The sequence below is a fragment of the Isoptericola sp. NPDC058082 genome (assembly GCF_042885055.1).
Taxonomy (GTDB): Bacteria; Actinomycetota; Actinomycetes; order Actinomycetales; family Cellulomonadaceae; genus Isoptericola.
The window spans coordinates 146,719-169,191 of sequence record NZ_JBHVSQ010000003.1 but is presented as its reverse complement, the minus strand read 5'-3'; the positions used below and the strand labels follow the sequence as shown (position 1 = coordinate 169,191).

The 22,473-nt window shown below is 75.2% G+C and carries 21 protein-coding genes; 7 read left to right on the top strand and 14 right to left on the bottom strand.

The window, feature by feature from the left end:
* Positions 1-67: 67 nt before the first annotated feature.
* Both ACFVS0_RS05755 and ACFVS0_RS05750 read left to right on the top strand, forming a co-directional pair.
* Positions 68-2,668: a LuxR C-terminal-related transcriptional regulator gene (locus ACFVS0_RS05755; protein ID WP_430587413.1), complete on the top strand. Its 2,601-nt coding sequence runs from the start codon at positions 68-70 to the stop codon at positions 2,666-2,668.
* A 53-nt stretch (positions 2,669-2,721) separates the two neighbouring features.
* The gene (locus ACFVS0_RS05750) at positions 2,722-3,144 is read left to right on the top strand and encodes a hypothetical protein (protein WP_430549601.1); all 423 of its coding nucleotides are present in this window, start codon (positions 2,722-2,724) and stop codon (positions 3,142-3,144) included.
* Between the two features lie 2 nt (positions 3,145-3,146).
* Here ACFVS0_RS05750 and ACFVS0_RS05745 read toward each other — a convergent pair whose 3' ends face one another.
* Positions 3,147-3,803 (bottom strand): dihydrofolate reductase family protein, encoded by a 657-nt coding sequence (locus ACFVS0_RS05745; protein ID WP_430587412.1) that lies wholly within the window; start codon positions 3,801-3,803, stop codon positions 3,147-3,149.
* A 134-nt stretch (positions 3,804-3,937) separates the two neighbouring features.
* On the opposite strand from ACFVS0_RS05745, the gene ACFVS0_RS05740 reads away from it, so the two are divergent.
* Complete coding sequence (locus ACFVS0_RS05740; protein WP_430587411.1) at positions 3,938-4,417, top strand: HNH endonuclease; 480 nt, start codon at positions 3,938-3,940, stop codon at positions 4,415-4,417.
* A gap of 33 nt (positions 4,418-4,450) precedes the next feature.
* On the opposite strand, the gene ACFVS0_RS05735 is transcribed toward ACFVS0_RS05740, so the two are convergent.
* On the bottom strand, positions 4,451-5,443 hold the full coding sequence (locus ACFVS0_RS05735) for a hypothetical protein (protein WP_430565114.1): 993 nt from the start codon (positions 5,441-5,443) through the stop codon (positions 4,451-4,453).
* 172 nt (positions 5,444-5,615) lie between these two features.
* Between ACFVS0_RS05735 and ACFVS0_RS05730 the strand changes: the two genes are divergently transcribed.
* Entirely contained in the window at positions 5,616-5,981 is a 366-nt protein-coding gene (locus ACFVS0_RS05730) for a DoxX family protein (protein ID WP_430549597.1), read from the top strand.
* A 27-nt stretch (positions 5,982-6,008) separates the two neighbouring features.
* Here the strand turns inward: ACFVS0_RS05730 and ACFVS0_RS05725 are convergent, their stop codons facing one another.
* The 3 genes from ACFVS0_RS05725 to ACFVS0_RS05715 all read right to left on the bottom strand — a co-directional run bounded on the left by ACFVS0_RS05725 (position 6,009) and on the right by ACFVS0_RS05715 (position 9,346).
* Positions 6,009-7,298: a YeeE/YedE family protein gene (locus ACFVS0_RS05725; RefSeq protein WP_430549596.1), complete on the bottom strand. Its 1,290-nt coding sequence runs from the start codon at positions 7,296-7,298 to the stop codon at positions 6,009-6,011.
* Positions 7,299-7,404: 106 nt separating this feature from the next.
* Complete coding sequence (locus tag ACFVS0_RS05720) at positions 7,405-7,818, bottom strand: DUF779 domain-containing protein (protein ID WP_430587410.1); 414 nt, start codon at positions 7,816-7,818, stop codon at positions 7,405-7,407.
* Between the two features lie 4 nt (positions 7,819-7,822).
* The gene (locus ACFVS0_RS05715) at positions 7,823-9,346 is read right to left on the bottom strand and encodes an aldehyde dehydrogenase family protein (protein ID WP_430549594.1); all 1,524 of its coding nucleotides are present in this window, start codon (positions 9,344-9,346) and stop codon (positions 7,823-7,825) included.
* Positions 9,347-9,526: 180 nt separating this feature from the next.
* Between ACFVS0_RS05715 and ACFVS0_RS05710 the strand changes: the two genes are divergently transcribed.
* Complete coding sequence (locus ACFVS0_RS05710; RefSeq protein ID WP_430587409.1) at positions 9,527-9,916, top strand: hypothetical protein; 390 nt, start codon at positions 9,527-9,529, stop codon at positions 9,914-9,916.
* Between the two features lie 3 nt (positions 9,917-9,919).
* Here the strand turns inward: ACFVS0_RS05710 and ACFVS0_RS05705 are convergent, their stop codons facing one another.
* The 4 genes from ACFVS0_RS05705 to ACFVS0_RS05690 all read right to left on the bottom strand — a co-directional run bounded on the left by ACFVS0_RS05705 (position 9,920) and on the right by ACFVS0_RS05690 (position 13,673).
* Positions 9,920-11,188: a GAF domain-containing protein gene (locus ACFVS0_RS05705; protein ID WP_430587408.1), complete on the bottom strand. Its 1,269-nt coding sequence runs from the start codon at positions 11,186-11,188 to the stop codon at positions 9,920-9,922.
* Between the two features lie 201 nt (positions 11,189-11,389).
* Entirely contained in the window at positions 11,390-11,677 is a 288-nt protein-coding gene (locus ACFVS0_RS05700) for a DUF3175 domain-containing protein (protein ID WP_430587407.1), read from the bottom strand.
* 52 nt (positions 11,678-11,729) lie between these two features.
* The gene (locus ACFVS0_RS05695) at positions 11,730-12,707 is read right to left on the bottom strand and encodes a bile acid:sodium symporter family protein (RefSeq protein WP_430587406.1); all 978 of its coding nucleotides are present in this window, start codon (positions 12,705-12,707) and stop codon (positions 11,730-11,732) included.
* 84 nt (positions 12,708-12,791) lie between these two features.
* Complete coding sequence (locus tag ACFVS0_RS05690; protein WP_430587405.1) at positions 12,792-13,673, bottom strand: SDR family oxidoreductase; 882 nt, start codon at positions 13,671-13,673, stop codon at positions 12,792-12,794.
* Between the two features lie 158 nt (positions 13,674-13,831).
* Between ACFVS0_RS05690 and ACFVS0_RS05685 the strand changes: the two genes are divergently transcribed.
* Positions 13,832-14,269 carry a winged helix-turn-helix transcriptional regulator gene (locus ACFVS0_RS05685; protein WP_430563906.1) on the top strand — a complete coding sequence of 146 codons (438 nt, stop codon included), beginning with the start codon at positions 13,832-13,834 and terminating at the stop codon, positions 14,267-14,269.
* A gap of 3 nt (positions 14,270-14,272) precedes the next feature.
* Here ACFVS0_RS05685 and ACFVS0_RS05680 read toward each other — a convergent pair whose 3' ends face one another.
* Positions 14,273-15,349, bottom strand: coding sequence for a hypothetical protein (locus ACFVS0_RS05680; RefSeq protein ID WP_430587404.1), 1,077 nt, complete (start codon positions 15,347-15,349; stop codon positions 14,273-14,275).
* A complete protein-coding gene (locus ACFVS0_RS05675) occupies positions 15,346-16,506 on the bottom strand; it encodes an SPFH domain-containing protein (protein WP_430587403.1) in 1,161 nt (386 codons plus the stop codon). Before ACFVS0_RS05675 ends, ACFVS0_RS05680 begins: the two co-directional genes overlap by 4 nt.
* Positions 16,507-16,687: 181 nt before the next feature.
* On the opposite strand from ACFVS0_RS05675, the gene ACFVS0_RS05670 reads away from it, so the two are divergent.
* A complete protein-coding gene (locus ACFVS0_RS05670) occupies positions 16,688-17,332 on the top strand; it encodes an NTP transferase domain-containing protein (protein WP_430587402.1) in 645 nt (214 codons plus the stop codon).
* Between the two features lie 21 nt (positions 17,333-17,353).
* Here ACFVS0_RS05670 and ACFVS0_RS05665 read toward each other — a convergent pair whose 3' ends face one another.
* The 3 genes from ACFVS0_RS05665 to ACFVS0_RS05655 are packed head-to-tail and all read right to left on the bottom strand — an operon-like array spanning position 17,354 to position 22,364.
* The gene (locus tag ACFVS0_RS05665; RefSeq protein ID WP_430587401.1) at positions 17,354-20,293 is read right to left on the bottom strand and encodes a molybdopterin-dependent oxidoreductase; all 2,940 of its coding nucleotides are present in this window, start codon (positions 20,291-20,293) and stop codon (positions 17,354-17,356) included.
* Entirely contained in the window at positions 20,290-21,144 is an 855-nt protein-coding gene (locus ACFVS0_RS05660) for an FAD binding domain-containing protein (RefSeq protein ID WP_430587400.1), read from the bottom strand. Before ACFVS0_RS05660 ends, ACFVS0_RS05665 begins: the two co-directional genes overlap by 4 nt.
* Positions 21,135-22,364 carry an XdhC family protein gene (locus ACFVS0_RS05655; RefSeq protein ID WP_430587399.1) on the bottom strand — a complete coding sequence of 410 codons (1,230 nt, stop codon included), beginning with the start codon at positions 22,362-22,364 and terminating at the stop codon, positions 21,135-21,137. The genes ACFVS0_RS05660 and ACFVS0_RS05655 overlap by 10 nt, the downstream gene beginning before the upstream one ends.
* Positions 22,365-22,473: the final 109 nt, after the last annotated feature.

Here is a 22,473-nt window from a genome sequence, read left to right as displayed (position 1 = left end):
GACTCGTGCAGGCCGGGCGTGCGAGCCTCCCCGCGCCGTGCCGTCCCGCCGCGGCTAGCGTGTGGCCGTGGCCACCGGACCCGAACTGCTGCACCGGGGGATGCGCGACGGCATCGTCAGACAGCTGCAGGCGGGCACGAGCGTCGAGATCGTGGGCCTTCCGGGCTCGGGCCGCAGCACTCTCGCCGGCGCGGTCGCCGCCGCGCTGGAGGACGCCGGCTGGACGGTGCTGCGCGTCTACGGGGTCCGTGTGCTCCAGAACCGCCCGCTCGAGGTGCTCGCCCTCGCCGGTCTGGTCCCCCGCTCGGACGCGCGCAGCAGCTCTGCCGTGGCCGTGGCGTCCGCGCAGCTCGAGGCGGCGCTCGCACCGCACCGCGCGGTCCTCGTCATCGACGACGTCGACGCGATCGACGAGACGTCGGCGGGTGTCGTCGCGGCGACGCACGCGCGCCACGCGTTCCCGATCCTGACGACCTCACGCCCCCGCCGCGGCGCGCACCTCATTCCCGGGGTCGACCTCCAGCCGGCGACCCGGGTCACCCTGTCGGCCCTCGGCCTGGACGCGCTGCAGGACCTCGTCGCCGGCGTGCTGCCCGGCTCCGTGTCCGCGTCGCTCACGGGAAGGCTGTTCACCATGTCGGGCGGCCTGCCGCGGCTCGCGCTGGCGATGCTGTCGATCGCCCAGCGGCGAGGCGACGTGCGGCAGGATCACGGGACCTGGCACCTCGACGGCGACCTGTTCTCGCTCGAGCTGGCACCTGCGCTCGAGCCTTTCCTCGACGGGCTCGGCGCCCACGCCCGCTCCGCGATCGAGACTCTCGCGGTCGCCGGCACGCTGCCGGTCGCCACTGCTCGAGATCTCACGTCCACGGAAGCCCTGGCGGAGCTCGAGGCAGCCGGCCTGCTCCGGTACGGGACCCGGGGCGAGGATCTCGTCGTCGGCCTCTTCCCGCACGCCGTCGCCGAGTACCTCCGCCACGTCCTGCCACGCATCCGCCGCTTCGAGCTCGACGAGCGGCTGGGGGCCGTGCGTCCCGAGGGCCGCCCGGCCCCGATAGACCGCCCGCTGCCGGTGCGCCTTCCGCTCCCCTCGACCCTCGTCGACCCGTTCCTCTCGGACGAGGGACCTGAGGAGGCGGGCACGGTGCTCAACCGGCTCTTCGCCGAGGAGTGGTACCGCTCGACGCTCACCCGCCGGCACGAGTGGGAGGCGGGCCCGTCCCCGAAGACGGCGATCCCCTACATCCGCACGCTGGTGATCGGGGCTGCGGACTCCGCCTCCGTCCACGCCGTCATCGACGCGACGCCCCCGGGCGACGACCCGGTCTGGCGCACCCGATGGACCATCTGGTGCGCGAACGTCGCGGCCGAGGTGGACGACGACCTGTCGGGCGCTCTTGCGACCCTCGCCGTGGCGCGGGCGACGGCGGGCGACCTCGCCCCGTGGCTCGAGGCCGAGGAGCGCCGGCTGCGGATCCTGCACGACCGGGTGCCCTTCGGCGCCCAGGAGCTGGACGCCCCAGCGGTGCCCGAGGTGGCACGCCAGACGGTGGAGCGGGTCGAGACCCAGCGCCGGCTCGCGTCCGCCGACGCCGTGGGGGCGCTCGCCTGGGACGCGGCCTCGGCCCCTGGACAGGACGTCGAGCAGACCGTGTGGTCCGGCGTCGTCCGCGGGGTCGCCCTCGTCGCGGCCGGCCGGCACGACGAGGCCCTGAAGGTCTCGCGGGCCCTCCTCGAACGAGGTCGGGCCGAGCTGGACCCCGACGTGATCCACGGGCACGGCTACGTGGTGTCGCTTGCCCTCTTCCTGGGCGCGCGCATGAGCGAGCTGCACACCCATCTCGGGACGGTGCTCTCCACGGGGCTGCGTCCCACGCTGCACCGGCAGTTCGAGGCCGGGAACCGGTCCGTCGCAGCAGCGCTCGCCGCCATGGAAGGGCGGAGGGAGTCCGCGAGCGTGCTCGTGCAGCAGGCGTACCAACAGCACGGCACGCTCGGCCCCTACCCCTTCACGACGCCCACCTGGGCGGCGGGGCTGCTGGACACCCGGGCTCACGGCGAGTCCACCGATTCCCGCCGTCGTGCCGCGGACGACCTGTGGGCGGAGGCCCAGACCTTGTTCGGCCGTGGCGCGATCCTGGCGGGCAGCGTCGCCGGGAGCCTCGCCGTGGACTTCGCCGTGGACGCCGAGCGGCTCGCCACCCTCGACTCGCTGCGCTCCTCGACGAGCTCCGGTCTGGTGTCGGCGCTGGTGCAGCTCGCGCACGCGTCGGACGCGACCGCGGAGGAGGCCTTCGACATCGGACGCCAGCTGGTCACCGAAGGGCAGGTCCTCCTCGGCGCCCGCGCCTTCGCGCACGCCGCCGGCCGCGTGCAGGACACCGGGGACGCGACCGCAGTGCGCCGGACCCTCGCCGAGGCCCGCGAGCTGGTGCGCAGGCACGGGGGCGAGCCCGGGGCGATCGTGCGGCCGGTGGACCGCGCCGTGGGGCTCACGCCCCGCGAGCGGCAGCTCGCCTCGCTCGTCTCCGCCGGCACCTCGAACGAGGAGATCGCGCGCCAGCTGCACCTCAGCGTCCGCACCGTGCAGAACACGCTCGGCCGGGTCGTCGCGAAGCTCGGCGTGGACAGCCGCAACGAGCTCACCCCGGACCTGCTGGGCACCTGAGCCTGTGGATAACGGCAGCGGAGCCCTCGTCGGCTCCGGCAGGGTGGCCAGGCATGGACACCATCACCCCGTTCCGCCCGGGCGACGAGGTCGCCGACGACGCCGAGCTGCTGGAGCTCGCCCACTTCCTCGCGGGAGGCGTCCACCCCCGGGGGCGCACGCTCACCGTGACCTGGCTCGACGCCGACGACCGGCTCCTCGGCCTCGCCCTGCCGATCGAGGACGTTCCGCTGCGCCCCGACGCCGCGGCCCTCGTCGGTCTGGGCACCGTGCTACGCAGCGTCGTCGACGACGAGGCGCCCGGCGGTTGCGCCGTCGTCGTGCTGGAGCGCCCCGGCGACGCGACGCTCACCGTCGACGACCGCGCCTGGAACCGCGACCTGCGCGAGCAGGCCGACGCCCAGGGCGTGCGGCTGCGCGGGTTCTTCGTCGCCGCCGGCGGCCAGGTGCGGCCGCTGGCGCTCGACGACGCGTGACCTCAGTCCTCGACGCGGACCGACTGGCTGCCGTCGACGACGTCGGCGGTGCCGTGCCGCAGCGGCCGCGGCTCGAGCTCCAGGAACACCAGCCCGCTGTCGCCGATGCGCGACCACGTGACGGCGAACCCGGACGGCGCGGCGCCGGCGTCGAACAGGCGCGCGCCGGAGCCGACGACGACGGGCGCGACGACGAGGCGCCAGACGTCGACGAGCCCCAGGTCGTGCAGGGTGCTCGCGAGACGCGCGCTGCCGTGCACCTGCAGCTCGCCGTCGCGCCCGTCCTTGAGGGCCTGCACCTGGGCGGCCAGCGAGGCGTCGCCGGCGGGGTCGATGACGGTCGTCCCCGCCCACGCCGGGTCGCGCAGGGTCGAGGACACGACATAGCGCGGCCCGGCGTCGATGCGGGCGGCGAGGGCGTCGTCCGGGTCGGTGACCTGCCCCCACGACGCCCAGAACATGTCGTAGGTGGTGCGGCCGAGCAGGAAGGCGTCGACCTCGGCGAACCAGCCGTCCACGACCTCCCCGAACACCGGGTCCGTGGTGAACGGGACGAACCAGCCGCCCTCGGTGAAGCCGCCGCGGGTGTCCTCCTCGGGCCCGCCCGGACCCTGCACCACCCCGTCGAGCGACGTGAAGATGTTGACGCTGAGCCGCATGGGATCCTCCGTCATCGACCACCCGGCCGGCCTTTGCCCTGGACTTCCGCGCCTCGGCGGCATACTTTCACCTCGGCAGCATGCTGTGACCGGATTCACACACGCTACCGGACCGTCGAGGAGGGAGCCGGGCCGTGGCCGACGTGCTGGTGCTCAACGCGGGCTACGAGCCCCTGCACCGCGTGTCGGTCAAGCACGCCATCACGATGCTGGTCCGCGAGGTCGCGGTCATCGAGGAGGCGGTCGAGGGCCACCGTTTCGGCCCGTACCCGATGCCCCGCGTGCTGCGCCTGGTGCGGTACGTCGCGATGCGCTGGCGGTACCGCAGCGCCGGCCGGCCGGCGGTCACCAAGGACGGCGTGAAGCGTCGCGACGGGGCGTGCGCCTACTGCGGCGGCCCGGCGGAGACCGTGGACCACGTGATCCCCCGCTCCCGCGGTGGCGACTCGTCGTGGCTGAACCTCGTCGCCGCCTGCGAGGCGTGCAACGGGCGCAAGGCCGACCGCACGCCGCTGGAGGCCGGCATGCCGCTGCTGCTCGCGCCGTTCGTCCCGCCCGCGGAGCACGGGATCGTGCGCCGTCGACGGCGCACCGCCGTGACCGCGGCGGCCTGACGCCCCGGCACCAGCCGGGGCGTCGGCGGGCCGTCAGGCCGCGGGGGCGTCGTCCGGCAGGTCCGGCACCACCGTGAGCGACCCGGTGGCGGGCAGCGCGTTCGCGCCGCCGTGGTCCGCCGGGGTGAGGGCACGGGACGCGATGACGCTGCTCGCGAAGTTCGCGTGGCACTCGGTGCAGTACCACTCGGGCGTGGGCACGGGCACCTCGAAGCCGCCGTACACGACGTCCGGCTCGGCGTTCATCACGTCGTCCTGGAACGTCATGCCCCACACGATCCGCTTGGTCTTGCCGCGCGCGCCGCAGCCCGGGCACTGGGGCCGCATCCGCGCGCGCTGCGACGCCACGGTGTGCGCGTGCAGCAGGTCGTGGCACTGCCCGCACAGCAGGTGCACGTCGCGCACGAGCTGCTCGAGGGTGCGCCCGCCGGCAGTGGTGGTGCCGAGGCGGACGGCGCCGTCGTCGTGGGCCTGCATGCGGTGCACGTCGACGAACCGCTCGCAGGTGGCGCAGCGCTCCTCGCGGCGCATCGACCAGCCCGTCACCGCCCGGTGGCCGAGGATGCGCAGGGCGTGCACGTCGGGCGCGGTGGCGCCGGCTCCGCAGTCGCCCGGGTCCAGCGTGTGGACAGGCCCGCCGCGGAACTGGTCCGCGACACCGTCGAGCACGAGGCGCGCGTGCTCGGGCGGCAGCCAGCCGGACGTGCCCGTGTAGGTGTCGGCGCCCTCGAACAGGTCGGCCCAGACGATCGGCCGGTCCGGGCCGAACAGGTCGTCGCTCACCCAGCTCTCGCCGTCGCTGGCGCCCATGAGCTCGACGGCGGCGACCACACCGGCATCGCCGAGCACCGTGACGACCACGTCCCCGCGCTGCGGACCGTCCGGGCCGGCCGGCAGCCGGTGCTCGGGCGAGCGGGTCGCGATCGCGACGGACTCCGTCAGCCAGTCGGCCGACCAGTGCAGGAACACGGACGGCACGAGCCACGCGGGCAGCGCCGACAGGGAGGGGAGGGTCTCTCGGGTCACCGGGAGAACATATCGGGCGCCGACCCTCCGACACCACGGGCATGGTCGTTCCGGTCGCGACGTCCCCGCGCTAGGTTCCCAGCAGGCACGACGGCGTCGCCGCTCCGCACCGTGCACGACACCAGGCACCGCCGCCGCCCCGCCGACGAGCTTCTGCCGCGAGGAGGCACGGATGAACATCGGACTGTGGGTCGCCGCCGGGCTGCTGGCCCTGCTCTACCTGGCGGTGGGCTTCGTCAAGCTGACCCGCGGCCGCGAGCGCCTGCGCGCGTCCATGGGGTGGGTGGAGGACTTCCCGGTCGTCGTGGTGCGCTTCATCGGCCTGGCGGAGATCGCCGGCGCGCTGGGCCTGATCCTCCCCCTGGCCGCCGACGTCCAGCCGTGGCTCACCGCGACCGCCGCGACCTGCCTCGTCGTGCTGCAGGCGTTGGCGATCTCGGTGCACGTCCGCCGTGGCGAGCTAGCGCAGCTGTGGGTCAACGTGCTCCTGCTGCTCGCCGCGGCGTTCGTGGCCGTGGGGCGGTTCGCCGGCTGGTAGGAGCCGTGCGCCGCCGGGCCCCGGCCGTCAGCAGACGCTGTCGCGCGGCGCCGGCACCCCGAGACCGAACAGGGGCCGCAGGCGGAGCCCCACCCAGGTGCCGAGGAGCGCGACCGCGCCCCAGATCCAGCCGTGCGCCGACCCGGACGCGATGCCGGCGAGATAGGCGCCGATGTTGCAGCCACCGGCGATGCGCGCGCCGATCCCCATCGCGATGCCGCCCAGGACCGCGCCGAGCGCCAGCCGGGCGGGCACGCGGGTGTGCAGCTTCCACACGCCGGCCGCGGACGCCGCGAGCGCCGCGCCCACGATGATGCCGATGTCGGTCAGGCTCGTCTTGTCGGTGAGCACCGGGCCGGCGAGCGCAGCGGCCTGCGGCTCCGGCTGGAAGTAGGCCCAGGCCTCGGGGTTGCCGCCGAGCAGCCCCACGAGCTTCGAGCCCCACAGCGCGAACGCGCTGGTGATGCCCCACGCACCCCCGGAGACGAGCATCACCAGCCCGCCCAGCACGGCGAGCACGAGGGCGCCCACGACCAGCGGCCACGACCCGCGCACGACGCGCGCCCACGGCGTGCGGGCGGACGGGACGGCACCCTCGGGCGGCGGCGTGCGGCGGGCCTGCACGACGCGCGACGCGGCCCACACCAGCGACAGCAGCGCCAGCGTGACGGCCAGGGAGCCGGCCCACGCCCAGCCGCTGCCGCCGAACCAGTCCGCGAACAGCACCGGCTCGAGCGCGGGCAGGTCCTGCCAGAGCGGCGCCTGCCAGGCGGCGAGCGTCGACCCGACGACGAACCCGCCGAGCGTGAGCACGATCGACGTCTGCCCCGAGCCGACGGCGAACAGCGTGCCGGACGCGCACGCGCCCCCGACCTGCATCCCGACCGCGAAAAGGAACGAGCCGAGCAGCAGGCCCACGCCGATGGTCCCGGCGCTGGGCGCGGGCACCGAGCCGAACAGCCCGGCGCCGGAGCCGATGAGCAGGGCGAACAGCACCGCCGTCGCGCCGAGCAGCACGGTGTGCGCGCGCAGCCCGGCGCCGTTCCCGACGGCCACGAGGCGCCGCCACGCGGACGTGAAGCCGAACCGCGAGTGGAAGAGCGCCGTGCCCAGGCCGATGCCCAGGAGGAGCAGCACGGCGGGCTTGACGCCGTGCTGCGCCGCGGTCCAGGCCACGAGCGCGACGCCGACGACGGCACTCACGGCCAGCGGGACCCGGGACACGGGCGGCGCCGGGGGCGCGGCCGGGGCGGGCACGCTGGTCGGGGCGGGCGCGCGCAGGGAGCGCTGCGGACGGACGGGGGCGGCGGTGGTCACGACGGATTCCTCGGGACGGGGGTGCGGACGGTCGGACCGTACCCCTCGGCAACCGTCGGTCTCTAGGTCCGGGCCGCGCCGTCCCACATCATGGGACCGCCCGCGCTCAGCGCAGCGCTCCCCACTCGGCGTCGGTGAGCAGCCGCGACCGGATGAGGAACCGCACGCCCTCCGGCGCCTCCACGCTGAACCCTGCGCCGCGGCCGGGGACGACGTCGATCGTCAGGTGCGTGTGCCGCCAGTACTCGAACTGCGCGCGGCTCATCCAGACCGGCACGGCGAAGGTCTCCCCCGTCGCGCCGGGCTCGTCCGCCGGCCCGTCGGTCACGGCGAGGTCCCCGAGGTGCACGTCCGCGTCCCCGAGGAGGAAGTCGCCGTCGGGGTAGCACATGGGGCTGGAGCCGTCGCAGCAGCCGCCGGACTGGTGGAACATCAGCTCGCCGTGCTGGCGCCGCAGCCGGGCGAGGAGCTCGGCTGCGGCGTCCGTCACGGCGACACGGGAGATCGTGTCGTCGGTCATCGGTCTAGAAGAACCCGAGCTTCTGGCCCGAGTAGCTGACCAGGAGGTTCTTCGTCTGCTGGTAGTGGTCGAGCATCATCTTGTGGTTCTCGCGCCCGACGCCGGAGCCCTTGTACCCGCCGAACGCCGCGGCCGCCGGGTACGCGTGGTAGCAGTTCGTCCACACGCGCCCGGCCTCGATGGTGCGCCCCGCGCGGTACGCCGTCTCGCCCTGCCGGGACCAGACGCCCGCGCCGAGCCCGTAGAGGGTGTCGTTGGCGATCTTCATGGCGTCGTCGAAGTCCGCGAACTCCGTCACCGACACGACCGGCCCGAAGATCTCCTCCTGGAAGATCCGCATCGAGTTCTTGCCCTCGAAGACGGTGGGCGTCACGTAGTAGCCGCCCGCCAGGTCGCCGTCCATCTCCGCGCGACCCCCGCCCGTGAGGACCTTGGCGCCCTCCGCCTTGCCGATGTCGATGTACGACAGGATCTTCTCGAGCTGGTCGTTGCTCGCCTGCGCGCCGATCATCGTGTCGGTGTCCAGCGGGTTGCCCTGCTTCACGGCCTTCGTGCGCTCCAGGGCGTCGCCGAGGAACTGGTCGTAGATGTCGGCCTGGATCAGCGCGCGCGACGGGCAGGTGCACACCTCCCCCTGGTTGAGGGCGAACATCGTGAACCCCTCGAGGGCCTTGTCGTAGTAGTCGTCCTTCGCCGACGCGACGTCCGAGAAGAAGATGTTCGGGCTCTTGCCGCCGAGCTCCAGCGTCACCGGGATGATGTTCTGCGACGCGTACTGCATGATCAGGCGGCCGGTCGTCGTCTCGCCGGTGAACGCGATCTTGCGGATGCGCGAGCTCGACGCGAGCGGCTTGCCCGCCTCGACGCCGAACCCGTTGACGACGTTGACCACGCCGGGCGGCAGCAGGTCGCCGATGAGGTCCATGAGGAACAGGATCGACGCCGGGGTCTGCTCGGCCGGCTTGAGCACGACGGCGTTGCCCGCCGCGAGCGCCGGGGCCAGCTTCCACGTGGCCATGAGGATCGGGAAGTTCCACGGGATGATCTGCCCGACCACGCCGAGCGGCTCGTGGAAGTGGTACGCGACGGTGTCCTCGTCGATCTCCGAGATCGACCCCTCCTGCGCGCGGATGGCGCCCGCGAAGTAGCGGAAGTGGTCGATGGCGAGCGGGATGTCGGCGGCGAGGGTCTCGCGGACGGGCTTGCCGTTCTCCCAGGTCTCGGCGACCGCGATCTCCTCGAGGTGCGCCTCCATGCGGTCGGCGATCCTGTTGAGGACGTTCGCCCGCTCCGTGACGGACGTGCGCCCCCACGCGGGCGCCGCTCCGTGGGCGGCGTCGAGCGCGCGCTCGATGTCCTCGGCGTTCCCGCGCGCCACCTCGGTGAAGGTCTGCCCCGTGACCGGGCTGGGGTTCTCGAAGTACTGCCCGCTCGCCGGCGGGACATACTCCCCGCCGATCCAGTGGTCGTACCGGGCGCGGTACTCGGCGATCGCCCCGGGCTGACCGGGGGCTGCGTAGACGGTCATGCTGCCTCCTCGCACGTGCGGCGCCTCGTCGCGCCGCGATGGACGCGACGGTAGGAGGCGCAGGGTTGCAGTTCCGTTGCAGTGCGGTCCGCACGACGGTCCGGGCTGGACCCTGGCCCGAGCGGACCGCAGGATCGCCGGAGGGCCAGGAGCCGGCCCGCGACGGGACGGGAGGCGTCGATGCGCGGCAGGTCGCGGTTGCTGATCGGCGCGGGAGTGGTGCTCGCCGTGGTGGTGGGCGCCTTCGTGCTCACGCCGGGCGCGCTCGCCCGATCCCTGTTCGTCCTCCGGGAGCAGCGCACCTCCTGCGGCGAGGTCGAGCACGGCGCGCAGGGTGGCGGGATCCCTGCCGACGCGCGTGACTGCCTCGACGCGGCGTGGGAGTCCGGGGCCGAGCTCACGGTGATGACTCCGACCACCGAGGGCGACCCGACGTTCACCTACTACCGCGTCGGGGGCGGCGGCCTCGAGATCTTCCGCGACACGACAGGCGACACCTACGGGTCGGGCACCTGGAGCCGCAGTGTCTGCCCCGGCGACGACCTCGAGGGCGCGCTCGAGCGCTGCTGACCCTCAGCCCAGCTCGGCGTCGAGCAGCCCGGCACGGGCGCGGGCGCGCACGGCCTGCGGGCTGCCGGCCGGGGCGACGTCGAGCAGGCGGGTCCAGGCGGCGTGGTCGTCGGCGCCGTCGGCACCGCGCACCCACGCGTCCAGGGCGTCCGGGTCGCCGGCGGCCAGGACGGCGGCACGGACCTCGGCCGAGAGCTCGGCGCGCAGGCGCTCGACGCCCGGGGCCACGGACCGCGGCAGCAGTGGCGCGTAGGCGTCGACGGCGGCGCGCGCGTCGCCGTCGGCGAGGGCCGCGCGCACGTCGCCCGCGTCGGTGCGCAGGGGGCGGGCGAGCCGGTACGGCCGCGACCCGGCCAGCAGCGCGCCGACGACGTGCCGCAGCCGGGAGACCTCGGCCCGCACGGTGACGTCGGAGAGTTCCCCGGGGTGCAGCAGCACGGCGAGCTCGTCGGCGGCGAGGCCCGACGGGTGCTCCGCGAGCAGCAGCAGGATCTCGGCGTGCCGCAGCGACAACGACCGCTCCCCTGCGGGCGTCCGCAGCACGGGCCGCCCGAGCACGCGGAGGTCGACGGGGCCGACGCCTGCCGGGTGCGCGGCCGCGGCGGCGCGGGTCGCGAGCTCGCGCTCCACGGTCGCGACGGTGGCCCGCACGAGCGACAGCACGACGTGCGTCGCCGCGGCCCGCCGTCCCGTGACGTCGAGGACGCCGAGCACCCGGCCCGTGGCGGGGTCGCGGATGGGCGCGGCGGCGCAGCTGAGCTCCTGCACGGGTCGGGAGAAGTGCTCGGCGCCGATCACCTGGACCGCCCTGCGGGTCGCGAGCGCCGTGCCCGGCGCGTTGGTGCCCACGCTCTCCTCGCCCCACACGGCGCCCTCGACGAAGCCCACGCGGTCGACCGCGCCGCGGAGGCGACGGTTCCCCTCCACCCAGAGCAGGCGGCCGATCTCGTCGGAGACGGCGACGACCAGGCCGTCGTCCGCCGCGCCGTCGACGACGAGCTCCCGCACGACCGGCATGACGGCGGCGAGCGGGTGGGCGGCGCGGTAGGCGGCGAGCTCGGCGTCGGCCAGCGCGACCTGCGGGTGCGGGGTGTCCGGGTCGACGCCGTTGCGCAGGGAGCGGCGCCAGGAGTCGGCGACGACGGGGTCGATGCCGCCGGGCGGCTCGCCCGTGCCGAGGAAGCGTTCGTACGCGGCGCGCACGGTGCGCGGGTCACGACGCACCCCGACCCCGCGCGGGCCGTGCCCCGCGGAGAAGCTGTCCCCTTGCATCGCGACCTCCCGACGTCGTCGTCCGGGCGCCGCCAGTCTAGGGGGCGGACGGCCCGGCCACGGATCGCCGGACCCTGGATCACCCCCGAGCCGTGGGCAGCGTGGTGCCCATGGCACGCAGCGCGCACGACCTCACCCCGACCAAGGTGGCCGTGGGCGATGCCGAGGAGCTCACCGGGGTCGCGTTCGGCCGAGGCGGGGTCAGGCGCGCCCGAACGTCTTGCGCAGCTCGTCCTTCGCGCGCTCGAGGACGTCGCGCTGCGCGGCGGGGAGGTTCTTCCCGGCGCGGTTGACGTAGAACGTCAGCATCGACATGGCCGAGCGGTACGCCGAGCCCTTGCGCCGGTCGCTCGCCTCGGCCGACCGCTTCAGGGATGCCGCGATGCGCGCCGGGTCGTCCCAGGTGAAGACGTCGTCCTCGAGGTCGAGCGCGTCGGAGTGCTCGGTCACGTCCTGCGACCACCGCTCGCCGTCGTCGCCCTTCGTCATGCCCTCGACGCTAGACGCGGGGCCAGGATGCTCGCAGCCCCGCCGGCGCCGCTCAGTCGCGCAGCGCGAGACGGCGCGCGAGCACGGCGCACACCACGAGCTGGAGCTGGTGGAAGATGATCACCGGGACCGCGATCACGCCCGCCGCGGCGACGGGGAACAGCACGCTGGCCATGGGCAGGCCGGTGGCGAGGGACTTCTTGGACCCGCACATGAGCAGCGCGATCCGGTCCTCGGCGGGCAGCTTGAGGGCCGCCCCGCCCCACCACGTGAGGCCCAGCATGATCGCGAGGAACACGCCGCTGACCACCAGCAGCGCCACGATCGCCCAGCCGGAGATGCCGGCCCACACGCCCGCGGAGCTCGCCGCCGCCACGGCGGAGAACACCACGACGAGGATGGTGCCGCGGTCGACCGACAGGGTGAGCCAGCGCCGCGCGCGGAGCCGGTCGCCCACCCAGGGCTGCAGCAGCTGGCCCACGACGAACGGGAGCAGCAGCTGGAGCAGCACCGTCTGCAGCCCGTCGAGGCCGTGGCCGGCGGTGGCGCTCCCGCCCTCCGCGTCGGTCATGAGCCACAGCACCAGCAGCGGCGTGAGCACCATGCCGAGCACGTTCGACACCGTGGCCCCGCAGATCGCGCCCGCCACGTTGCCGCGCGCCACGGACGTGAACGCCACCGACGACTGCACCGTGGACGGCAGCAGGGACAGGTAGAGCATCCCGGCGGCGAGCGGAGCGCCGACCAGCGGGGCGATCGCCCACGCGACGACGAGCCCGAGCACCGGGAAGAGCACGTACGTGGCGACGAGGATGCCGCCCTGCAGGCGCCAGTTGCGCAGGCCCGCCCACACCTCACGGGTCGAGAGGCGCGCGCCGTAGACGAGGAACAGGATCGTCACCGCGACGTCGGCCGCGACGTCGACGACCTGCTGCACGCCCGGGCCGACGGGCACCACCAGCCCCAGCACCATCACCACGACCAGCGTGACGACGAACGGGTCCACCCAACGGCTCAGCACACGACGCACCGGGCGAGTGTAGGGAGTCTCGCGCCCGGGGCACGGACACGTCCGCGGGGTGCGGGTGCCGCGCCCCGGTCGCCGACCGCCGGGTCAGGCCTCCAGGCCCTGGCGCAGCCCGTCGAGGAGCGGCGTGGTGGGGCGACCGATCAGGCGGGCGAGGTCGCCCGACGTCTCGGCGAGCAGGCCCGCGCGCGTGTCGCCGTCGAGGGCGACGACGAACCCGGCGGTGCCCTCGTCCAGGCCTGCCGCGAGCAGCTGCTCGCGGTGCTCGTCGGCGGTGAGCCGCCGGTACGTCACGGGCCGGCCGACGATCTCGGCGGCCGCGGCGGCGAGCTCGTCGAAGTCCCACGCCACGTCCCCGGACAGCTCGTACACGGCGCCGTCGTGGGCGCCGTCACGGCGCGCGTCGAGGGCGACGACGGCCGCGGCCTCGGCGTAGTCCGCGCGGCTCGCGCTGGCGACGCGGCCGTCCCCGACGCTGCGCGCGATCTCGCCCGACTCGCGCGCCTGCTGCACGTCGCCGAGGTAGTTCTCGGTGTACCAGCCGTTGCGGAGCACCGTGGTGGACAGGCCCGAGGCCGCGAGCAGCTCCTCGGTCGCCTTGTGCTCGGGGGCGAGGATCAGGGGCGAGGTGTCGGCGTGCGGGGCGCTCGTGTAGACGACGCGGCGGACGCCGGCGCCCTTGGCCGCCTCGATCACGGCCTGGTGCTGCGGCACCCGGCGGCCGACCTCGGAGCCGGAGACGAGCACCAGCACCTCGACGCCGTCGAGTGCGGGGACCAGGGTCTCGGGGCGGTCGTAGTCGGCCTCGCGGACCACGACGCCGGGCCCGTCCGGCCCCGCGAGGTCGGCGACCTTCGCCGTCGAGCGGGCGAGGGCCACGACGTCGGCGGGCGCGGCGCCCCGGGCGAGGAGGGACTCGACGACGAGGCGGCCCAGGTGGCCGCTGGTACCGGTGACGGCGATGGTCATGGTGATGCTCCTTCGGAGGCAGGCTCAGGTCGGGATCGCGGCCGGCCCGTGCCGGGCCGACCCCGCCAGCATGCACTTACTTTTCGTAAGTGCCAACCCACCGCAGGTGCGGTGATCGTCACAGTGCCCGCCTCCGCGCCGCGCCGTATCCTGGGCGGGTGACCACCGACTCCCCCGCAGCCGCTCTCGACGGCGTCCGCAGCGACGACGTCGCCCCGGGCCCGACCGACGCGATGATCGCCGACGTGTTCTCCCGCGGCTGCACCTCGCGCCAGGCGCTCGAGGCGGTCACCGGCCGCTGGGGCGTCCTGACCGTGGCCGGGCTGCGCGACGGCGCCGTGCGCTTCAACGCGCTGCGCCGTCGGATCGACGGTGTGAGCGAGAAGATGCTGGCCCAGACGCTGCAGACGCTCGAGCGCGACGGCATGGTCGCCCGGGAGGTCCGCACGACCATCCCCCCGCACGTCGAGTACTCGCTCACCGACCTCGGCCGCCGCGTCGCCGACCGGCTCGTCGGGCTCCTCGACGTCCTCGAGGGCTCGGTCGACGAGGTCAGCGCGGCCCAGCGGGCGTACGACGCGCGCCGGGACGCCTGAGCCTCACGTCCGCGAGGTCACGTACCAGAGCACCAGCGCGACGACGACGAGGAGCACGACGAGCACGGCGACCGTGATCTTCACCGCGCTGAACGGCCGCCTCCCGACCACCTGCCCCGTGTTCGCGTTGACCATGACCTGCCACTGCCGGCCCGCGTACACGTAGGTCGCGATCCACAGCGGGAGCAGGACCAGCTTGAACATCACGTCGGTGTACGCCGTCGCCACCGAGCCGACCCGCTGCTCGTCGCCACCGATGTCCCGCCGGACGTCGGCCGTGATGGCCTTCGCCATCGTCGCCTTGGCCCGCTCGAGGCCGGCGGCGGGCTCCACCTCGTACCGCGCCGCGGAGTACCCGGCCAGGTACTCCGCCCGGAACGGCACGGCGTCCTCCAGCGCCCACGGCCCGAGCCGGCGCAGATCGGTCTCGGACACCTGGGACGAGGCCGGGACCAGGACGTCGTCGAAGGACCGCTCGACCCGGCCCGAGACCGGCGTCCAGCTCACCCGCCGCTCCTGGCGCTCCTCGTCGCCGTCCTTCACGGTGACGTGGTACTCGTCGCCGCGCTGACCCGTGTACGACGACGACGTCTCGGCGTCGAAGGTCCAGTGGGGCACGTACGAGCCGTGCAGCGACTCCGTGTCGCCGACCTTCTTGAGCTCGCTCGGCGCGAACGGTCGCGAGCGCACCCACCGGCGGAACGCCTCGCGTGCCCGCGCCTGCTCCACGCCGAACGGGACGACCGCTTCCGGCTGCACGAGCCCGTCCGCCTCCGCGACCGCGACGAGGTGGCCGCCGCAGAAGCGGCAGGCCGCGGACAGGTCCGTGCCGCGCGTCGTCGCGCCGCACCCGTCGCACGTGAGCAGGCGGTCCTCCAGGAGGCCCGCGCGCGTCGCGTCCTGCGCGGCGGCCCACGCGTCGAACGAGTGCTCGTCGACGGCGTCGCCCGCCGCGTGGACGATCTCCACCTCACCGCCGCACGCCCCGCACCGCAAGTGCTGCGTGCCGGGCACGTAGGCGAGCTGGGAACCGCACGCGTCGCAGCGCGTGCGCACGAGGTCGTCCCGCACGTCGCTCACGACCGGCCCCCGGTCCCGCTCGACGGCCCCGCCTGCGGCGGCAGCGGGGGCGGTGTCGCCGCGAGGAGCGGGGCGAGCACGGGCACCTGCCCGGCCGGCGTCCACGCGGCCATGCCCTGCTGCCACACGAGGGTCTCGCGCGTGAGGTCGCCGGTACCCACGAGCGCGGCGAGGTCCGCCGCGGTGCCCGGGCCGGCCTGCGACCCGGCGGCCGACCAGAACCACGGGGACTCGGCGACCGGCAGGGGCGGCGGGCCCGCGGGCGGCGGCGCGGCCGCCGCGGGCGGCGCCGACGGCGCCAGCGCCTGGGCCATCTGCTGCCCCATCGCCAGGCCCATCCCCACGCCCATCCCCGAGCCGAGGCCCTCGCCGGCCCCGCCCGGGTTGGCGGCGGCGGTCTCGATCGCCGCCGCCGCCTGGAACTTCGTGTACTGGTCCAGGTCACCGACGACGGCCATCCGGGTCCGCTTGTCGAGCGCCGCCTCGACCTCCGGCGGGAACGAGACGTTCTCGAGGACGAACCGCGGCACGGCGACGCCGTACTCCGTCAGGTCCTCGGAGAGCTGGTCCGCCAGGCGGCCGGCGATCTCGCGCTGGTTCGCGGCGAGGTCGATCACGGCGACGCCCGCCTCGGCCAGCGCCGGGCCGAGCCGGCCCACGACGAGGCTGCGGAAGTAGTCGCCGATCTCGTCCGTGCGGAACTGCGGGTCGGTGCCCACGAGCTGCCGCAGGAGCGCGGCGGGGTCCACCACCCGCAGCGCGTAGGTGCCGAAGGCGCGGACACGGACCGCCCCGAGCTCGGGGTCGCGCAGGATCACCGGGTTCTGCGTGCCCCAGGTGAGGTCCGTGAACTGGCGGGTCGCGACGAAGTAGACCTCCGCCTTGAACGGCGAGCTGAACCCGTGCTTCCAGCCCTGGAGCGTGGACAGGATCGGCAGGTTCTTCGTCTCCAGCGTGTACGTGCCCGGGCCGAAGACGTCGGCGAGGCGGCCCTCGCTGACGAACACCGCCGCCTGCCCCTCGCGCACGACCAGCCTGGCCTGGTTCTTGATCTCGTTGCCCTGGCGGGGGAAGCGCCAGACGATCGTGTCCCGGCTCTCGTCGAGGAACTCGACGATGTCGATCAGCTGTCCACGCAGCTTCTCCAAGAAGCTCATCCGGAATCCTTCGGTGTCGTGCGGGTCGGGGAAGTTCGAGTCGCGCGGCCGCTGGGCCGCGCTGAGCATAGCGGTGTCTGCCGCCGCCGATGACGGGGCCAAGTCCCGGCAAAATCCCCAGGTCGCCGCGGGTCGGCCCGGCGGCGCCCGAGCGCACCCGCCCGCGACCTATCCTGGCCGGGTGCCTGCCGCGCCTCTGCTCCCGGACCGGACCTCCGACGTCGCGGTGCTCCTCGCGGCCGGCGCGGGGACCCGACTGGGACGCGGCCCCAAGGCGCTCCTGCCCCATCGCGGCCGCCCGCTCGTCGAGCACGTCACGGCTGTCCTGCTCGCCGGCGGGTGCGACGCGGTCGTCGTCGTGCTCGGCGCGGGGGCGGAGCGCGTGCGTGCCGCGGCGTCGCTCGACGGCCCCGGGGTCCGCGTCGTGCTCAACCCCGGCTGGGCCACGGGCATGGCCTCGTCCCTGCGTGCCGGCGTCGCGGCCGCGCTGGAGCCGCGGGACGGCGTGCCGCCGGCGCGGCTCGTCGTCGCGCACGTGGACCAGCCGGGCGTGACGCCCGACGACGTCGCGCGCCTGCTGGCCGCGCACCGCCCCGGCCACGTCACCGCGTCGCGCTGGGCCGACGCTCCCGACCGGGACCGGCCGCGCTGGTCGCACCCGCTCGTCCTCGACGCCGCGCTCGCCGGGCCGGCCGCCGCGAGCGCCGTCGGCGACGCCGGGGCGCGCGCGTTCCTGCGCGCGCACGCCGACCTGATCGACGTCGTCACGCACCCCGGCGACGGGCGCGACGTCGACACCGAGGCCGACCTCGACCTGCTCGCCTGACCGTCCACAAGGCCCCGGCGGTCACGACGCCGCGGCCGCCTTGATGCCCAGGTAGACCTTGTCGCGCGCGAGCGGCAGCTCGGTGAACCGCACCCCGGTCGCAGCGCGCAGCGCGTTCGCGAGCGCCGGGGCGACGGGGTTGAACGGGCTCTCGCTCATGGACTTCGCCCCCATCGGCCCGGTGGAGTCCGAGGTCTCGGCGAAGTACACCTCGCTGCGCGGCACGTCCGCGAAGGTGGGCAGGTGGTACTGGCGGAAGATGTCGGTCGTGACGCGGCCCGTGTCGTCGATCACGACGTCTTCGTAGAGCGCGGCACCGAGCGCCTGGGCGATGCCACCCTCCACCTGGCCGCGGCACTGGCGCGGGTTGACGACCTCCCCGGCGTCGGCGGCCTGGACGCTCTGCAGGATGCGGATCTCGCCGGTGCCGCGGTGCACGGCCACGCGGAAGCCGTGCACGTTGAACGCGACGGACCGCGGCGTGCCGCCCCAGCGTCCCTCGGCCTCGAGCCGCACGCCCGCGGCCCGGGCATGGCGCGCCACCTCGGCCAGCGGCACCACCGAGCCGCCGCCGTACTCGACCCCGCCGGGCACCAGCGTGCAGTCTGCCGACGGCGTGCCCGTGAGCGACGACGCCACCACCCGCACGCGCTCGGCGAGCTCGGTCGCCGCCGCGAGCGACGCCTTGCCCGCCACCACCGTGCCGGTGGACCCGAAGGCGCCGGTGTCGTGGTCGACCAGGTCGGTGTCGGACTGCCGGACGACGACGTCGGCCGCCCGCTGCCCCAGCGCGCTGGCCACGAGCTGCGCGTGCACGGTCGTGGTGCCGTTGCCGAACTCGGCGGTGCCGACCTCGGCCTCCACCACGCCGTCGGGGCGCAGCCGGGCGCGGGCGTGCGACACGTGGCCGCGCGGCGGCACGGTGTCGATCATCGACAGGGCCGCGCCCTCGCCGACGCCCCACTCCGCCCCGAGCCACGGGCGGGCCGGGTCGGCGGGGTCAGCACCGTACGCCGCGACGTCGCGCGCGCGACCGCGGGCCAGCGCGTCGTCGGCCAGCTCGATGCACTGGTCGAGGCCGTAGCTGCCGTACAGCACGTCCTCCTCGGGCTCGGGCGCGGTGGACAGCATCGGCACGCCCGGGCGAACCACGTTGCGGCGCCGCAGCTCCAGCGGGTCCATGCCCAGCTGCCGGGCCAGCTCGTCCATCGCCGACTCGACGGCGAAGATCATCTGGCTCAGCCCGTACCCACGAAAGGCGCCTGCGGGCAGCGTGTGCGTGTAGACGCAGTGCGCGTCGACCTTCTTGTTCGCGCAGGAGTAGACGGCGATCGACTCGCCGCAGCCGTGGAACATCACGCCCGGCCCGTGGTTGCCGTACGCGCCCGTGTTGCTCAGCACGTCCAGGTGCAGCGCGGTCAGCGTCCCGTCGCGGCGCGCGCCGGCACGGACCTTGATGCGGAACGGGTGCCGCGTCGTCGTGCCGACGAACGTGTCCGTGCGCGTGAGCTCCAGCTGCACGGGGCGTCCGAGCTTCAGGGCCGCGAGCCCGGCGACGTCCTCGACGAGCACCTCCTGCTTGCCGCCGAAGCCTCCGCCCACGCGCTCGCACACCACGCGCACGCGGTCCATGGGCAGGTCCAGCACGCGCGCGAGGTGGCGGCGCGCGAGGAACGGCACCTGGGTGGAGGACCGCACGACCAGGCGGCCGTCGTCGTCGAAGGACGCGATCGCGGCGTGCGTCTCGAGCGCCGCGTTCTGCACGCGCTGGGTGCGGTACATCGCCTCGTGCACGACGTCGGCCTCCGCGAGGCCCGCCTCGACGTCGCCCAGCTCGCTGTGCAGCTCGGCGACGACGTTGGCGCCCGGCCGCGACACGCGCGCGGTGACGGCGTCCAGGTCCGGGTGCACGAGCGGGGCCCCGGGCGCCATCGCCTGCTCCGGGTCGATCAGCGCCGGCAGCACGTCGTACTCGACGCGCAGCCGGCGCACGCCCTCCTCCGCCGCGGCCACCGAGTCCGCGACGACGGCGGCCACCCGCTGCCCGACGTACCGCACGACGTCGTCGAGGACCCGGGTGTCATCCGGGTCGTCGGTCCACAGCTCGTGCTGGGCCGTGCTGAACCGGGCGGACGGCGCGTCCTCGTGCGTGAGCACGGCCCGCACGCCGGGCACGGCGAGCGCGTCGGAGGCGTCGACCGACAGGATGCGCGCGTGCGCGTGCGGCGACCGCGCCAGCTTGAGGTGCAGCAGGCCCGGGTACGCCTCCGGGTCGACGTCGAGCGTGTAGCGCACCTGGCCGGTCACCACGCCGCGGCTCGCGGGGGCGGGCTCCGAGGTGCCGAACGCAGTGCCCGACGCGGCGGAGCCGGCCGGCCGGTCCCCGACGCCGCGGGAGCGCTGCGGCGTCCACCCGTCGTGGGCGTGGTCGCAGGGCGCGGCCCCGGCCGGGTGGGCCGTGCCGCACGCGTCGTCGCCGAGCACCGCGTCGGCGACCGCCCGGTAGCCCGTGCACCGGCACAGGTTGCCCTTGAGGTTGCGGGGCAGGTTCGCGCGCTGGTCGTCGTCGAAGGTGGCGGCCGTCATGATCATGCCCGCCGTGCAGAAGCCGCACTGGAAGCCCTGCGCGTCGTGGAACTGCTGCTGCACCGGGTGCAGGCCCTCCGCGGTGGGCTCCTCGGCCGTGGCCGCGAGCCCGGCGATCGTGGTCACCTCGCGCCCGGCCGCGCGCCGCGCGGGGTACACGCAGCTGTGCACGGGCAGCCCGTCGACGTGCACGGTGCACGCGCCGCAGTCGCCGCCGTCGCAGCCCTTCTTCACGCCGAGCGAGCCCTGCTCCCGCAGGAACGTGCGCAGGCACTGGCCGGCGCGCGGCACGGCGTCCACGTCGCGGCCGTCCACCCGGAGCACGGGCGAGGCGCCCGGGGAGAGGGTCGTGGGGCGGGTGGTCGCGTCGGTCATCGCCGGCCTCCGTCGGTCAGTTCGGCGCGGATCTCCTCCGCGAGCCGGTAGGTCATGTCACGACGCCAGGCCGGGAGGCCGTGGATGTCGTCGTGGTAGAGGTCGGACGGGATGGCGGCGTCGATCGCGGCGGCCAGTCCCGCGGCGTCGGGGTGCGTGCCGGCGGGGAACCGCAGCCGGACCGGCCGGCGGGTCGACGCGGTCACGGTGATGACGAGCGCGCCGCCGTCATCGGGCGCGTCGAGCCGGCCGATCAGCAGCACGCCGGAGCGGCCGAGGTTCGACAGCGACAGCCGCCGGAAAGCGGTGCGGGCGCGCAGCGCGGCGGCCGGGAGCCGGATCGCGCGCAGCAGCTCGGCCGGTGCCAGGGTGTTGCGCATCTCGCCGGTGACCAGCTCGGCCACGGGCTCGGTGCGCCGCGCCCCGCCCGGCCCCCACACCTCGGCGACGCCGTCCAGGGCCGCGGTGAGCGACGTCATCGGCCCCGCGGGCAACGACGTCACGACGTTCCCGCCGACCGTCGACGTGTTCCAGATCTTGAACGACGCGACGAACGCGTCGCAGCACGGGCGCACGAGGGCGAGCGCGGGCCACGCGGCGCGCACCGGGGCCGACGCCGCGGCCGCCGGGAAGGCGTACAGCTCGGCGACCGTGCAGGTCGCGGCGATCTCCAGCCCGTCGTCGGTCACCGTGAGCGCCGGCCAGCCGGCGCTCGTGAGGTCGAGCAGGCGGCGCAGCGTCTGGCTGCCGTACGAGAACAGGACGGTGCCGCCCGCCAGCCACGCGTCGCCCTCGCGCCAGTCGGCGGGGTCGGCGGTGGGGACCAGGTCGGTGACGGTGTTCATGTCCACCGGGGGTGCTCCTTGCTCCGGGTCGTGCCGGGGGTGGTGCCGCCGGCCGCGTGCAGCGGCCCGTCCGTGCGGCTGAGAGGGACGGCGGCGTCCCGCCCGTAGCGCACCGCGACGAGCTCGGCGACGACCGACACGGCCACCTCCTCCGGCGTCACGGCGCCGAGGTCGAGCCCGATCGGCGAGCGCAGCCGCGCCAGCCGGTCGGGCGTGACGCCCTCGTCGCGCAGGGCCTGCAGCCGCTGGGAGTGCGAGCGGCGCGAGCCCATCGCCCCCACGTACGCGAGCGGCAGCCCGAGCGCGAGCCGCAGGGTCGGGACGTCGAACTTCACGTCGTGGGTGAGGACGGCGACCGCGGTGCGGGCGTCGAGCCGCCCGGCCGCGGCCTCGGCGGCGAGGTAGCGGTCCGGCCAGTCCACGACCACCTCGTCCGCCTGCGGGAACCGGCGGGGCGCGGCGAACACCTCGCGGGCGTCGACGAGCGTCACGCGGTACCCGAGCAGGTGCACGGCACGCACGAGCGCGCCCGCGAAGTCGTTGGCGCCGACGACGACGAAGCGCGGCGGCGGGAGCCGGGTCTCGACGAGCAGCGTCACGGGCTCCTCCGGGGCGCCGTCGTCGCACGCGCCGTCGGGCACGCCGGGCGCCGCGTGGACGGCCGCGGCGCCACCCGCCCGCAGCACGGCCGCGACCTGGGCGGACACGGCCGGCAGCGCGCCGTCGTCGACCAGCCCTCGTAGCGAGCTGTCAGGGCCGGCGCCGGGCATACCGCCCTCTGGCCCTGACAGGTCCCGCAGGAGGACGGCGGTCGGGCGCGCGACGTCGAGCCGGCGCACGAGCGCGGCGGAGTCGCCGCCGGCGCCAGCCAGGCGGGCGAGGGCGACGGCGGCGGGGTCGCCCTCGTCGCCAGGGCGCACGGGCTGCACGTGCACCTCGAGGCTGCCGCCGCACGTGAGCCCGACGGCGAACGCGTCGTCGTCGGAGTATCCGAAGGTCTCGCGGTGGCACTCGCCGACGGCGATCGCGTCGAGCGCGGCCGCGTGCACGGCCGCCTCCACGCAGCCGCCGGAGAGGCTGCCGATCACGGCGCCGTCGGCGCGCACGGCCATCGCGGTGCCGACCGGCCGCGGCACCGAGCCGGACGCGCCGACGACGGTCGCGACGGCGAACGGCACCGCGCCGGGCACGAGCCACGCGGCGAGCTGGTCAGCCAGGGTGAGCATCTCAGGGGTCCCTCCCCGTCGGGGGGGAGCGCTCGGCGGGGGGGGAGGCGACACCAAACATTCTCTACCGAACGACGCCCCGAGAAAAAGAGCAACCAAGCCGAACCCA